The following is a 13,018-nucleotide window of genomic DNA, read 5'->3' on the forward strand; positions in this document are numbered from 1 at the left end:
CCTTGCCACGTGCCGCCTCCGCCTCCATGCCAGCCCCCGCCGCCGCCGTGCCCACCGCCGCCGTGCCAGCCGCCACCATGGCCGCCGCCGTGCCAGCCGTGGTGATAGCAGCATCCGCCGCCACCGCCCCAGATGGCGACGCCGCCATAGCCGCCGCCGAAATAGCCGGGGTAGTAGTCGTAACCGTAGGCGTACGGATAGCCCGAGTAATAGGGGTAGCCGTAGTCATAGCCGTAGTATCCCGGGTAACCGGGATAGGGCGCGACCGCGCAGCCCGCGAGCACCGCGGCCGCGCCTAGCGCTGAAATTAGCCGCAACACGATAATCTCCACATATATACGTTTGAAACCGTTTGGCGCAGCCAGGTTCAGACGCAATTGTGTCCACAGATTACCGCAGGGCCGCCGCGGCCGCCGATGCCGGCAAGACGACAGCTTCTAGGCGCGTCGGAAGGCTGCGCGGTCGAACAGCCAGACCGCCACGAGCGTCGCGCCCATCAGCGGAAACGCGATGCCGAGCAGCACGAGACCAGTCTTCCATGCGCGCAGCGGGGCCGCGGCGCGCTCGCGTGACGGCGCGCCCAGCATGCGCGGTGCGCTGGATGCGCCCTTCGCGCGAGCGGGACGGCGCATCCACCACATCGCGAAGCCGGTCACCGCGAGCGCGCCGAGGCCCAGCGAAATGGCCGCGCAGATCAGCTGGTTCGCGAGGCCGAAGTAGCGGCCCATGTGCAGCGACGTGCCATAGGAGATGGCTTGCGAAACTGCGCCGTAATCCTCATAGCGAATGTCCCTGAGCACGGCGCCGCTGTACTGGTCGATATACACCGTGCGCTCCGCTTTCGGATCGGGCGGAAAGTACGAGACTGTGTAGACGCCATCGGGCGTGGCGGGCAGCACGATGTCGTAGCCGTCGCGCACGCCGAGATCGCGCATCTGGGCGACGACCTGAGCGAGCGTCCAGTGTTGCGGTGCGCTGGACGCGTCGGGCGAGTGCGGCACGGGAACCGCGCCGACCGCCCAGGGCACGAGCGGCAGCGGCATGTCGTCCATCACCATGCCCGGCATCGACGCCATGTCGTGGCCTGCGTGCTCTCCGCCGTGCTCCTGTCGGTCGGCGTGGCCTGCGGGAGGGTTCGCCGCTGCGCCGCTGGCTGCCGCTGCCGCGGCAGCGGCCGGCGCACCCGGCAAGGCCGACTTCAGCGCGAGGCCGCCGCCCCACGCGCCGCGCGGCGCGCCGAGGCTCGCGCGCGTGGCGAGCGCCTTGAACTGCTTGCCCCACGAGCCCGTCCACGGCAAGCCGCTCAGCACGAACGCGAGCGCGCCCACGGCGAGCCAGATGCCGACGCTCGCGTGCACGCTCTTCCAGAACGGCCGTCCGCGCGCGCCGAAGCGTGGCAGCAGCGCGGCGCGCCACGACGCGCCCGCGCCCGGCCACCAGAGCGCGATGCCGGTGGCGAGCATCACGAGCGTCCAGCAGGCGGCCAGTTCCATGAGCAGTTCGCCGGGCTTGCCGAGCAGAAGCTTGCGATGCAGCATGCGGTCGACCTGCATGAAGCGTCGATCGACGTCGAGCGTGCCGAGCACCGCGCCATCGTAAGGATTCACGTAGACGCTCTCTTTGGTCCCACCGGGCAGAGCGAAAACGAATTCGGCGCTGCGCGCGGGATTCGACTCGACGTGCGCGCGCAGCGCACGCGCGCCCGGCGGCAGCGCGGTTCGCGCGCGGGCCAGCAGCGCGTCCACGGGCAGGCGCGGTGTAGCCGCCGGCGCGACCACCAGCCGATGCGGGTAAAGCAGCGGTTCGATCTGCGGCTGGAAGCAGTAAATCGTGCCCGTAATGGCGAGCACGAGCAGCAGGGGCATGACGAAGAGGCCTGCGTAAAAATGCCAGCGCCACAGCGTGCGGTAGCCGGGCTGCACCGCGCGGGCAGGCGGCGCGCTCACCGGGTCGGAGATGGTGGACATCGGGGACTCCTTGTCGAGCCGGCAAGGCTCGAATGCATGGATGATTCAGACGAAAATGCGCACGGAAACGCGCACGGAAGCGAAGGCCGCGAGCGCGCCGCTCAAATGCCGAGCTTCGCTTCGATGTAGTACGTGCGGCCGGGATACGGGTGATAGACGAAGTAGCGCGCGTCGAACAGGTTGTCGATGCCCACGCCTATCTCGCTCTTCTTCGTCGGCCGGAAGGTGTACTTCACGTCGGCGACCGCGTAGGTGCTCGTGCCGCCGAATACGTTCGGGTTCGTGTCCGTGTTCGTGAGCGTGTTGTACTGGCGCCCCGAGTAGCGTGCGGCGAGCGTGAGCGCGGAGCGTGCATCGAAGCGGTAGGTCGCGACGAGATTCGCGCGCCACAGCGGAATGCGGTAGAAGTACTTGCCGACGCTGGCCGGATTCTGCGCGTTCTCCAGGATCTTCGACTGCGTATACGCCACGCTCGCCGCGAGATCGAGCCCGCGCAGCATGACGTCTTCCCCCTGATAGCTCGTTTCCACGCCGCGCGAGCGCACCTTGCCGATGTTCTGGAAGTTCGTGACGTTCGGAATGACCGTCGTATCGGTCTGGCTGAAGATCGTGTTTTTTACGTCGTCCTGAAAGAGCGTCAGGCGGAACAGGCCGTTCCAGTGCGCCCATTCGGCGCTCAGTTCCTTCGAGAGATCGTCCTCGGGGCGCAGATTCGGATTGTTGTTGACGATGGACGAGCCGTTCACCTGCCCCTGGAACAGCTCGCTCACAGTCGGGAAGCGGTAGGCGCGCGCAATCGATGCACGCAGCGTGAGGTCGTCGGTCACGTCGAACGAGAGCGAAGCCTTCGGCGAGAAGTGATGGTCGCCCACGTTCGCATAAGGCACGTTCACGCGGCCGAGCGCCTGATAGCCGTCGAAGGCGCGCCAGTTCTCGTAGCGCACGCCGTACACGAGCTTCCAGCGCGGCAGGAAGCGCCAGGCGTCCTGTGCGTAGAGCGCCTGGGTCTCGGTCTTGCCCGCGAAGGCGTTGGCGAAACTGTCCGCGCCGCCGTCGCGCCACGCGAGCGTGTTGTAGGTGCGGTTGTCGAGCGCGTAGTCGTCGTAGTGATAGCCGAACGTGAGCCAGTGGGCGGCGAGCCCGGCGTCGGGGGTGGCGGGCGTCCACGTCGTCTTGAGGTCGAGCGTCTTCCAGCCGGTGCCGTCGCCGAGCGTCATGACGCCGGGGCCGTTGCCGGGTCCGCCGGCATTCGCCGTGCGCGCCACGCTGTTGCTTACGTCGTAGTACGAAGCAACGGCTTCCGCATTCCAACCGGTGGCCTGATGCGTGCGCAGTGTCGCGCCATACAGCCAGTTCTCGCTCCAGCCGCGGCTCGGTGCGAACGCGGCGGCGGGAATGGTGTACTCGTAGCCATTGATCGACACCTTGCCGCTGTACACGGGGTTGCCGTTCGCATCGTAAAGGAAGGTCGAGGTGGCGTTGTTATAAGTCTGATGCCAGTAGCCGAGCGTCACGCCGCCTTGCACGGTGGGCGTGAAGTCGTACTGCATGCGCAGCTTGAACTGGTCTTGCACCGTGTGCTGCATGCCTTCGCCGTTCACGCCGAGCACGACCGTGGGCGTGTTGGTCTGGTTGTTGTAGAAGTAGGCGCCACGCACGGGCACGTCGCCCGGCTGCGCGGGTTTCGTCGACTGCGCAAGCGTGGCGAACTGCAGCGGCTGGCTCGTGTTCTCCAGGTGGTTCACGCCAAGCAGATACGAGAACTTGCCGATGCGGTCGCCGATCGACGCGCTCATCTCGCTGCCGTTGAAGTTCTGGTTCACGCCGTAGAGGCTGAAATGCTGGGTGAACGCCTTCACGTCCGCGTTCGCTTCGAACGCCTTCGGCATGCGCGTGGTGATGAGCACGGTGGCGCCGAGCGAGTTGCCGGGATAGAGCGCGGAATACGGCCCATAGATCACATCCACTTGCTGGATCTGGTCGGGGAACACCATCGACCATCGTGGCGGAAAACTGTAGCTGTTGCCGAGCAGGTTCGAGAGCAGCAGGCCATCGGCATAGACGAGGCCGCGCGCGCTTTGCGTATTGCTCGTGCCGCGCACGGCGATGATCGAGTTCAGATCGCCCACGTAACGCTTGCGCACGGCGAGATTGGGCAGGTACTTGAGCACGTCTTCGGTGTTGACGACGTTCCAGTTCGAGAACTGCGCGGGCGTGACGGTTTCCACCGTCGCGGGCAGGTTGGGGTCGACGGCGGGCGCCGCGGCGCTGCCAGCGGTGGCGCTGACCTTGACGGTGGGCAGCAGCGTGGCGGACGAGGCGGCATCGGCGGGTTGCGCCTCGGCAGCCTGAGCCGCGTGAACGACGATGGGTGCAACGAAAGGCAGCGGCAAGACGCGCGCCAGCATGGCGAGCGCGAGGCGCCCGGCGTGCCGCAGCGCGCGCGGCGTTGTACGTTCGCGCGAGCGAACGCCAGCGCCACGCGTGGTGAGCGTGGACATGAGGTGCTTTCCTGAAAACGGGAATCGAGCAGCCGCGCGGCGTGCGTGCTCGTTGCGCACGCAATCAGATTGCGATCGGCCGGCCGGTAAAGGCGTAACTCAGGAAAGGACGGGTGGGGCGCGCGGCCTGCCCGAAGGGAAGGCGCCTAAGGGGAGATCGTGCGTGACGGGCGGCGCGATCGTCTCGCGCGCGAGCACGAGCGCGGCGAGCGGAGCGGGCGCGGCGACCGAAGGCATCGCCACATGATGCTCGAGCAGATGGCAGTAGCCGCAAGCGCCGAAGGCATCGTCGTGCGAAAGATGCGGCGTGCTACCGGCCCTGGCCGGCTGCATGGCCGAGCAGAGCGTGGCGTCCGGCTCGTGCGCGCGCTGCGCGGCGACGAGCTGGCTCACGAGCGGTGCAAGCACGATGAGCCACATGGCGACGAGGCCAAGCCATGCGGTCAGCAGTGAATGCTTGCGTGAATTCATGAGAATGAGAATGATTGCGCGGCGGAGTCTAACACGGCCTTTCGCATTTGCCCACGCGCGCCCACCGCTCTGAGGGTGGCAATAAGCGCGGTGCGATGTCGCGACCGTGGGCGATGGTGCGTTGCATCGAACGCCCGCGGCTGGGGATTTCCTTACATCTTCGCGCGAACTCGATGCCCGCTGCATGGTCCTATACCCCCAAGGATGAGCGGTCATGGCCGCCACAGGCGGCCGGGGCCCACGCGCCGGATTGCGGGTTTGCCCCGGCGACGGCCATGCGCGCTATCCTGTAGCGCTTTGCGCGCGGCCCGGCTGTCCACGATCGGGCCTGCGCGGGCACCCGAAGCCCCATTTGCACAGGAAAACCACGTAATGCGCCGACGTCAATTTCTTCTCAGCTCCAGTGCCGCTCTCGCCGCCAGCGGCCTCGCGCTTGCCGGCTGCACGACAACGCCGCTCGGCGCGCAGAACAGCGCTTCGCAGAACACGGCGAAGCGCAATTCGATCGACGCGGGCGTCGACGCTACGCTCTCGCGCCTCTTCAGCACGGTGAGCGGGTCGCAGGAACTGATCTCGAAGTCGAGCGGGGTGCTCGTCTTTCCGCAGGTTCTCTCGGCAGGCTTCTGGATCGGCGGGCAGTATGGCACCGGCGCGCTGCGCGTGGATGGCCGCACGACGGGCTACTACAGCACCATTGCGGGCTCGTTCGGCCTGCAGATCGGCGCGCAGTCCAAGGCCATCATCTTCGCGTTCATGAACCCGGTCGCGCTCAACGATTTCACGAGCAGCCAGGGCTGGTCGGCAGGCGCAGACGCCACGGTCGCGCTCGTCACCGTGGGCGCGAACGGCAACGTCGATACCTCGACCGCGACGAGCCCCGTGGAAGCGTTTGTGCTGACCAACGCGGGGCTCATGGCCGGGGTGTCGCTGGAAGGCGTGAAGGTGTCGCGGCTCGTCATTTGACGCTGTCGCGAGCAGGCATGGAAGGAGACACACGCATGGCGACGCCCATCTACCGGCGCAAACACAAGATTCATTTCTCGGAGTGCGATCCCGCCGGGATCGTGTTCTATCCGCAGTATTTCGTCCTCTTCAACGATCTCGTCGAGTCGTGGATCGACGAGTTGTTGCCGCAGGAGGGCTATCACGGCGTGATAGGCGCTCGCCGCGTGGGCATGCCGACCGTGCGGCTCGAAGTGGATTTCAAGGCGGTCAGCAAGATGGGCGACGAGGTCTGGCTCTCGCTCGACGTCGAGCGTCTGGGCGGGGCGTCGCTCACGCTCGCGTGGGCCTGCACGGGCGTGGACGGCGTGCTGCGGATGGCGGCACGCCAGACCATCGTGACCACCTCGCTCGACACTCACAAGTCGATTGGGATTCCTGAGGACATTCGCGACGCGATCGCGCGGGCGATGACGGCCGCCGCGCACGATTGATCATCGAGCCATGTTCAGGCGGCAGCGCCCAGCGCCGCTTGCAACGTGACAAACGTTTTGTCGTCGGTGCGCTCGAAATGCAGCGGCGTGACCGAAACACGGCCCGAGTTCACCACGGCCGTTTCGCTGTCGGGCCCGTTTTCGCGCGGGCCGCGATTGAAACGCAGCCAGTGGTAGTCCATGCCGCGCGGGTCGATCTGCGGCACGACGTCGATGCCTTGCACGAGCCCGACGCCCTGGCGCGTGACCGTGAGCGGCCCCGCCGCGCTCGCGTCGATATCGGGAAAATTCACGTTCAGGCAGACGGGCGCGTCATGCGCCACGGCGGCGAGGCGGCGAATCACGTCCGGCGCGAGTGCGCGGGCGGTGTCCCAGCGCACCCGCTCGCGGTCGCGGAAGGTCTGGCTCAAGGCGATGGACGGCAGGCCGAGCAACAGGCCGGTCATGGCTGCACCGACCGTGCCCGAGAACATCGTCTCCACGCCGAGGTTGCCGCCGCGGTTGATGCCCGAGAGCACGAGCGATGGGCGCACGTCACCCATGAGCTGGCGCACCGCCATCACCACGCAATCGCCCGGCGTGCCGAGCACGCCGAAGCGCCGCGCGCCGCGCCGGCTCACGCGCAGCGGCGTATGCAGGCTGATCGAGTGCGAGGTGCCGCTCTGGTCGTGCTCGGGCGCGACGACCCAGACTTCGTGCGCGAGTTCGGCGGCCACGGCTTCGAGCACGGCGAGGCCGGGCGCGTCGATGCCGTCGTCGTTGGTGAGGAGCACGCAGGGCAGTTTCGTATCGGTTGCGGTCATGGCTGGCTCTTCTTCGTTGCAAGGTCGGGGAAAGGGCCATTATTCCAGAGTGCGTTCCGGTCGGCTGCCGTGCGGGACTTTTAAAAGGGATTCGTAGCCTATCCGATATAGACTAGCGCGTCGGCGCCATCAGGCGCGCCCTGCCGTGAGGAGAAGTACGTGAAGCCGCAAGCCACGCCGGACCTAGCCCGCATCCTGTTCGTTGTTGCCATACTCTGCGCGCTGACGATCGGCAGCCTCTACGTCATGCGCCCGTTCCTGCCGGGGCTGATCTGGGCCACGACCATCGTCGTCGCGACCTGGCCCGCCATGAAAGCCATCGAGCGGCGCTGCGGCAACCGCCGGTGGCTCGCCACGCTCGTCATGCTGCTGATCCTTCTGTTCGTGATCGTGCTGCCGCTCTATGAAGCCATCTCGACGCTCGCGTTGCACGGCAGCGAGATCACGGAACTGATCCGCAAGCTGCCCGACTATGCGTTGACCGCGCCGCCGCAGTGGGTCGGCGACATTCCCGTGGTTGGCTCTCGCATCGCCAGCAAGTGGCAGGAGTTTTCGGACGCCGGCCCCGGCGGTCTGCTCGCGCAGCTCGAACCGTACGTTTCGATCGCGGCGCACTGGTTGATCGGCCACGCCGCGTCGGTGGGCGTGTTCGTCATGCACATGTTCATTACCGTGATCATCACGGGCATTCTGTACAGCAACGGCGAGCAAGCCGCCGACTATGTCACGCGCTTCGCCATTCGCGTGGCGCCCGCCTATGGCGAGCAGGCCGTCAAGCTCGCGGGCGCTTCGGTCCGCGCGGTGGCGCTCGGCATCGTCGTGACGGCGATCCTGCAGTCGGCGCTCGGCGGCATCGGCCTGTGGGTGGCCGGGGTGCCGGGCGCGGGCGTGCTCACGGCCGTGATGCTCATGCTGTGTCTCGCGCAGATCGGCCCGACGCTGCCGCTGCTCGGCGGCGTGATCTGGCTGTTCGTGCACGACGCGCACATTGCGGGCAGCCTGCTCGCGGTGTGGTCGGTGATGGTCGCCATGCTCGACAACCTCGTGCGTCCGGTGCTGATCCGGCGCGGCGTCAATCTGCCGATGCTGCTGATTCTCTCCGGCGTGCTCGGCGGCTTGTTCGCCTTCGGCATCGTCGGGCTCTTCATCGGGCCGGTGATCCTCGCCGTTTCGTCCACCTTGCTGAGCGCCTGGATACGCGACCCGGCGGCGCAAGCCCGCGGTGCGTCCAGCCCGGCTGCCCGCCAGGACGTTTGACGCCGCGCAGGCAACGCCATCGATTAGCAAACGTCTCCTCTTGACGACGCGCAGTTCGATTCGACGTTACGATGACGTCTGAACTTCGCTTCGGCATTCGTTAGAGCATTCATGCGGCGCTCGCGTGAGCATGGCTCGTGCCATTCCTGGTCGCGGGCAGCGCATCCGCGCACGCCGCGCATCGCTTCCAAGGAGACGAAATGGCTCAGTTCAACTGCGATATCTGCGGCGTGCGCCCCGCTACGGTGCGGGTCGCCGTGTTGCAGGACGGCAGGCGGCGCTTTCTCGATGTCTGCGACTTTCACTACGCGCAACTCACCCGGCATCAGCGCACCTTGAGCCCGCTGGAGGCGCTGTTTCGCGCCTCGCAGCAGGCAGACGGCGCGGGCGATGCCGGAGCCCCGGCGGCCGAACCTGCGCCACAGGCCATGGAAGCGGGCGACGGCGCCATCGTCGAACGCTATTTCAGCGACGTGGCGCGTGAATTGCTCCAGCGCGCGGTGGAGCGGGCGGTACAGTTCGGGCGGCGCGAGGTCGACACCGAGCATCTGCTTTACGAACTCGCGGGCAACGACGCAGGCGCGGCGATCCTCAAGCGTCTCGGCATTCAGCCAGACGATGTGCGCGCGTTCATCGACGCCAACGCGCAAAAGCGCGAAGGCGCGACAGCACCCGAGGACGGCCGCATCGGCGTCTCGCCGCGCCTGAAGGGCGCGCTCGACCGCGCGTTTCTGGTCTCGCGCGAACTGGGTCACAGCTACGTCGCGCCCGAGCATTTGCTCTTCGGGCTCACGCAGGTGCCGGAAAGCTTCGCGGGCCATCTGCTGGGCCGCTACGGCGTCACGCCCCAGAAGGTGTTGCAGCGGCTCGTGGAGGCCCAGGGCGACAAACGCGAGCGTCCTGCCGCGAAGGGGCCGAGCGCGACGCCGCAACTCGACCAATACAGCCGCGATCTCACCGCGCTTGCGAGCGAGGGCAAGCTCGACCCCGTGATCGGCCGTTCGAGCGAGATCGAGACCGTGGTCGAAGTGCTCGCGCGCCGGCGCAAGAACAATCCGGTGCTGATCGGCGAACCGGGGGTGGGCAAGACCGCGATCGCCGAAGGCCTCGCGCAACGCATGCTCAACGGCGACGTGCCCGAATCGCTGCGCGGACGGCGGCTCGTCGAGCTGAACGTCAACGGGCTGATCGCGGGCGCGAAGTATCGCGGCGAATTCGAAGAGCGCGTGAAGGGCGTGATGGAGGAAATCTCGGCGCAGCGCGAAAGCCTCGTGCTCTTCATCGACGAAGTGCACATGATCGTCGGCGCGGGCCAAGGCGGCGGCGAGGGCGGGCTCGACATCGCCAATGTCTTCAAGCCGGCCATGGCGCGCGGCGAACTGAACCTGATCGGCGCGACGACGCTCTCCGAGTACCAGAAGTACATCGAGAAAGACGCGGCGCTCGAGCGGCGCTTTCAGCCCGTGTTCGTCTCCGAGCCGAGCGTCGATCAGACGATCAACATCCTGCGCGGCTTGCGCGACAAGCTCGAGGTGCATCACCACGTCACCATTCGCGACGACGCCCTCGTGTCGGCGGCTGAGCTATCGGACCGCTATGTGATGGGGCGCTTCCTGCCCGACAAGGCCATCGATCTGGTCGACCAGGCGGCTGCTCGCGTGCATCTTTCGGCCACCTCGCGGCCTGCGGCGATCCTCGAACTCGAAGCGGAGCTGGCGCAGTTACGGCGCGAGCAGGACTACGCGGCAACGCGCAAGAACTTCGAGCGCGCCCATACGCTGGATGAGCCGATCGCCGACAAGGAAAAGGCGCTCACACTGGCCACCAATGACTGGAAAGATCAGCTCGGCACCGTGACCTCCGACGTGACGAGCGAAGATATCGCGGAGATCGTCTCGAAGCTCACGGGCGTGCCGGTCACGCAACTGACCGCCGAGGAGCGCACGCGGCTGCTCGAAATGGAAACGCGGCTGCATGAGCGCGTGATCGGCCAGGAGCAGGCCATCGTCGCGGTAAGCGACGCGGTGCGCCGTTCGCGCGCCGGGCTGCGGCGCGGCCGGCGGCCCACGGCGGTCTTCCTGTTCCTCGGGCCGACCGGCGTCGGCAAGACAGAGCTTGCGAAGGCGCTGGCCGAAGTGGTGTTCGGCGACGAAGACGCCATCGTGCGCATCGACATGAGCGAGTACATGGAGCGCCACGCCGTGTCGCGGCTGATCGGCTCGCCGCCGGGTTACGTCGGCTATGACGAAGGCGGCCAGTTGACCGAGAAGGTGCGCCGCCGTCCCTATTGCGTGATCTTGCTCGACGAAATCGAGAAAGCTCACTCCGACGTCTACAACGTGCTGCTGCAGGTGTTCGACGACGGCCGGCTCACCGACGGCAAGGGGCGCGTGGTCGACTTCAGCAATACGGTCGTGATTGCGACGAGCAATCTCGGTTCCGACGTGGTCTCGGGGCAAAAGCGCTCGGGGCCGGGTTTCCTCTCGAGCGCCGAAGGGTCGATGCAGGGCGCTGTGATGGGCGAGTTGCGCCAGCATTTCCGGCCCGAGTTCCTGAATCGTATCGACGAGATCATCGTGTTCCAACCGCTCACCAGCGACGAGCTGCGCTCGATCGTGCGGCTGCAGCTCGAACAGGTCCGGCGCATGGCGCGCAGCCAGGACATCGACCTGACGTTCGACGACAGCGTGATCGATTACCTCGCGGCGGAGGGGTATCGGCCGGAATTCGGTGCGCGCGAGTTGAAGCGCAAGATGCAGCAGGCGGTGGAGAACGAACTGGCGAAGGAAATGCTCAAGGGCGGCGTGAAAGAGGGCTCCAAAGTCGTATGCCGTTACGACGCGGCGGGCAAACGCATGGCATTCGCGTTGCAGGGGACGGGCGAAAGCTGATGCGGGCGGCCGGGCGGCGTTGCCCGTGCTCGCGCGCCTAGCGCACCAGCTTCGGGCGCGAGACGGGTTTGACGCCCGGACGTTCGACGACCCGCCGGATCCTGGCGAGCAGGTCGCCTTCGTGGAATCGCCGGTCCTCGGCGAAGCGCTCGGCGACCGCGAGATAGGCGCCGTGCAGGCGGCTCATGATGTCCTCGCCTTCGGACTGCCGCAGGCTGAGGCGCCGGGCGAAGGCATGGAGTTCCGCCGGCAGAGGGAACGTCTTGCTCCGGTTGAGGCTGAGCGCCATGCGCCCGTCGAGATCCGGGTAGATGTCCGTGCAGACCACGTCGAACACCGGAGCGAGACGGCGCGGTCCGGTCGGATCGATATAGAGGATTCCCAGGTTCTTCATGTGGGCATCGCCGTCGCGCAACAGGCACGAGAGGGCGATGCGCTCGAACAGGCGGCGTTTCTGCGCCGGGTCCGAGCGCGTATAGATGTCCACGGCCTTGGCGATCATCTCGTAGCTGCCCTCGTACTTGGCCTTGCCGGTGAGCACGCTCATGTCCTCGAATCCGATGGCTGTGCCGTTTGGCTCGCGGTCGAAACGTGACATGACGAAGAGCTTGCCGTCTTCGGAAAGCCAGAAGTCGGGGACTTCGAGCGCCGCCTCTTTCGCCACCGACATGCAGAAGTATTCGTTGCGCGCGAGCCCGGGGAAGTCGTCGCCTTCGGCCTTCACGATCACCGTGCGCAGGGGCAGTGCCGTATGCTCGGCGGGGCGCGAGGCGGCTTCTGCGGCGAGCGGAACGACGGCCTTCGGCTGCACGCCGGAAATGCCTGAGCCGAGCGCGTAGCGGTCGATCAGGCGCTCGAACAACCGGCCCGACGGCGAGGAAAGCAATTCGTCCAGACGCTCGCCGTCGCTTTGCGGCACGCGCTCTCCCGGCACGGAATAGGTGAGCCGCCCGATCTGATTGGTGCCGGCGAGAAAGAGCAGGAACATGTCGCTCGGCGCGCCGTAACGCGCGAGCCGTTCCTCGATGACGAAACGCAGGTAGCCCTCCGGCCGGTTCATCGCGAAGACGCCCATCAGGTCGCCGCTCGCATAACTCTGGCGCCGCACCGGCATGGTGAGCGATACGGCGGCCATGTCCGGCGCGTCGCCGTAATTGAAGACGAAGCGGCTTTCACGCGCGAGCAGACCGCTCGGTCCCTGCGGCGTATGGACTTCCAGGTTGCGGATTTCGCGCAGGAGCCTCTCGAGGTTGAATGCGGCGCTGGCACTCATTCGTCGTCCCTGAATATGTCGTTCAGGTCCTCGAGGATGATGGTATCCATGGGGCGAAGCACGACTTCATAGCCGAGCGCGTTCACGAGACGGCAGAGTTCGCGTACGCCGACGTTGCCTGCGTGTTCGGCGTTCGTGACGGTGCGGCGGGCGACGCCCGCCTGCTCCGCGAGGGCCTGCTGGGTCAGCTTGCGCTCGCGGCGCGTCGCGCGCAGGCCTTCTGCCAGGCGTTCGACGTTAGAGATCGAGAGATTCGCGGATTTTTTGCGCATCATGGTGCGCATTATAGGTGGTTATTGAGCGATTTGCGCATAATTCTGCGCATAAAGGCGGCCGGATTTCGTGGGAAAATGCGCGCAATCTTGCGCAAAGCCGCAGCTGATACTCGATATGCGCATGATTTTGCGCATATCGAGTAT

The 13,018-nt window shown here is 66.5% G+C and carries 11 protein-coding genes; 4 read left to right on the forward strand and 7 right to left on the reverse strand.

Annotated elements, in window-relative coordinates; translation table 11 throughout:
• The 4 genes from M3I56_RS14890 to M3I56_RS14905 all read right to left on the reverse strand — a co-directional run.
• Positions 1 to 320 (reverse strand): hypothetical protein (locus M3I56_RS14890; RefSeq protein WP_254354612.1); only part of this gene is annotated, 320 nt, incomplete at its 3' end.
• A 117-nt stretch (positions 321 to 437) separates the two neighbouring features.
• Positions 438 to 1,967: a PepSY domain-containing protein gene (locus M3I56_RS14895; RefSeq protein ID WP_254354613.1), complete on the reverse strand. Its 1,530-nt coding sequence runs from the start codon at positions 1,965 to 1,967 to the stop codon at positions 438 to 440.
• Positions 1,968 to 2,068: 101 nt separating this feature from the next.
• The gene (locus tag M3I56_RS14900) at positions 2,069 to 4,375 is read right to left on the reverse strand and encodes a TonB-dependent receptor (protein ID WP_375541728.1); all 2,307 of its coding nucleotides are present in this window, start codon (positions 4,373 to 4,375) and stop codon (positions 2,069 to 2,071) included.
• Between the two features lie 192 nt (positions 4,376 to 4,567).
• On the reverse strand, positions 4,568 to 4,939 hold the full coding sequence (locus M3I56_RS14905) for a DUF2946 domain-containing protein (RefSeq protein WP_254354615.1): 372 nt from the start codon (positions 4,937 to 4,939) through the stop codon (positions 4,568 to 4,570).
• Positions 4,940 to 5,311: 372 nt separating this feature from the next.
• On the opposite strand from M3I56_RS14905, the gene M3I56_RS14910 reads away from it, so the two are divergent.
• The gene (locus M3I56_RS14910) at positions 5,312 to 5,902 is read left to right on the forward strand and encodes a YSC84-related protein (RefSeq protein WP_254354616.1); all 591 of its coding nucleotides are present in this window, start codon (positions 5,312 to 5,314) and stop codon (positions 5,900 to 5,902) included.
• Positions 5,903 to 5,937: 35 nt separating this feature from the next.
• Complete coding sequence (locus M3I56_RS14915) at positions 5,938 to 6,375, forward strand: thioesterase family protein (RefSeq protein WP_254354617.1); 438 nt, start codon at positions 5,938 to 5,940, stop codon at positions 6,373 to 6,375.
• A gap of 14 nt (positions 6,376 to 6,389) precedes the next feature.
• Here M3I56_RS14915 and surE read toward each other — a convergent pair whose 3' ends face one another.
• On the reverse strand, positions 6,390 to 7,178 hold the full coding sequence (gene surE / locus M3I56_RS14920; protein ID WP_254354618.1) for a 5'/3'-nucleotidase SurE: 789 nt from the start codon (positions 7,176 to 7,178) through the stop codon (positions 6,390 to 6,392).
• Between the two features lie 159 nt (positions 7,179 to 7,337).
• On the opposite strand from surE, the gene ydiK reads away from it, so the two are divergent.
• Both ydiK and M3I56_RS14930 read left to right on the forward strand, forming a co-directional pair.
• A complete protein-coding gene (gene ydiK, locus M3I56_RS14925) occupies positions 7,338 to 8,435 on the forward strand; it encodes an AI-2E family transporter YdiK (RefSeq protein WP_254354619.1) in 1,098 nt (365 codons plus the stop codon).
• A 200-nt stretch (positions 8,436 to 8,635) separates the two neighbouring features.
• A complete protein-coding gene (locus M3I56_RS14930; RefSeq protein ID WP_302056851.1) occupies positions 8,636 to 11,326 on the forward strand; it encodes an ATP-dependent Clp protease ATP-binding subunit in 2,691 nt (896 codons plus the stop codon).
• A gap of 37 nt (positions 11,327 to 11,363) precedes the next feature.
• Here the strand turns inward: M3I56_RS14930 and M3I56_RS14935 are convergent, their stop codons facing one another.
• Both M3I56_RS14935 and M3I56_RS14940 read right to left on the reverse strand, forming a co-directional pair.
• The gene (locus tag M3I56_RS14935; protein ID WP_254354620.1) at positions 11,364 to 12,599 is read right to left on the reverse strand and encodes a type II toxin-antitoxin system HipA family toxin; all 1,236 of its coding nucleotides are present in this window, start codon (positions 12,597 to 12,599) and stop codon (positions 11,364 to 11,366) included.
• Positions 12,596 to 12,874: a helix-turn-helix domain-containing protein gene (locus M3I56_RS14940; protein ID WP_254354621.1), complete on the reverse strand. Its 279-nt coding sequence runs from the start codon at positions 12,872 to 12,874 to the stop codon at positions 12,596 to 12,598. The genes M3I56_RS14935 and M3I56_RS14940 overlap by 4 nt, the downstream gene beginning before the upstream one ends.
• Between the last annotated feature and the right edge of the window lie 144 nt (positions 12,875 to 13,018).

The sequence above is a fragment of the Paraburkholderia sp. CNPSo 3281 genome, from assembly GCF_024206515.1.
In the GTDB taxonomy this organism is placed as follows: Bacteria; Pseudomonadota; Gammaproteobacteria; order Burkholderiales; family Burkholderiaceae; genus Paraburkholderia; species Paraburkholderia nodosa.

Coding starts and splice junctions, on each gene's coding strand:
- M3I56_RS14895 (WP_254354613.1), bottom strand. CDS start 1,967: ATGTCCACCATCTCCGACCCGGTGAGCGCGCCGCCTGCCCGCGCGGTG.
- M3I56_RS14900 (WP_375541728.1), bottom strand. CDS start 4,375: ATGCTGGCGCGCGTCTTGCCGCTGCCTTTCGTTGCACCCATCGTCGTT.
- M3I56_RS14905 (WP_254354615.1), bottom strand. CDS start 4,939: ATGAATTCACGCAAGCATTCACTGCTGACCGCATGGCTTGGCCTCGTC.
- M3I56_RS14910 (WP_254354616.1), top strand. CDS start 5,312: ATGCGCCGACGTCAATTTCTTCTCAGCTCCAGTGCCGCTCTCGCCGCC.
- M3I56_RS14915 (WP_254354617.1), top strand. CDS start 5,938: ATGGCGACGCCCATCTACCGGCGCAAACACAAGATTCATTTCTCGGAG.
- surE (WP_254354618.1), bottom strand. CDS start 7,178: ATGACCGCAACCGATACGAAACTGCCCTGCGTGCTCCTCACCAACGAC.
- M3I56_RS14930 (WP_302056851.1), top strand. CDS start 8,636: ATGGCTCAGTTCAACTGCGATATCTGCGGCGTGCGCCCCGCTACGGTG.
- M3I56_RS14935 (WP_254354620.1), bottom strand. CDS start 12,599: ATGAGTGCCAGCGCCGCATTCAACCTCGAGAGGCTCCTGCGCGAAATC.
- M3I56_RS14940 (WP_254354621.1), bottom strand. CDS start 12,874: ATGATGCGCAAAAAATCCGCGAATCTCTCGATCTCTAACGTCGAACGC.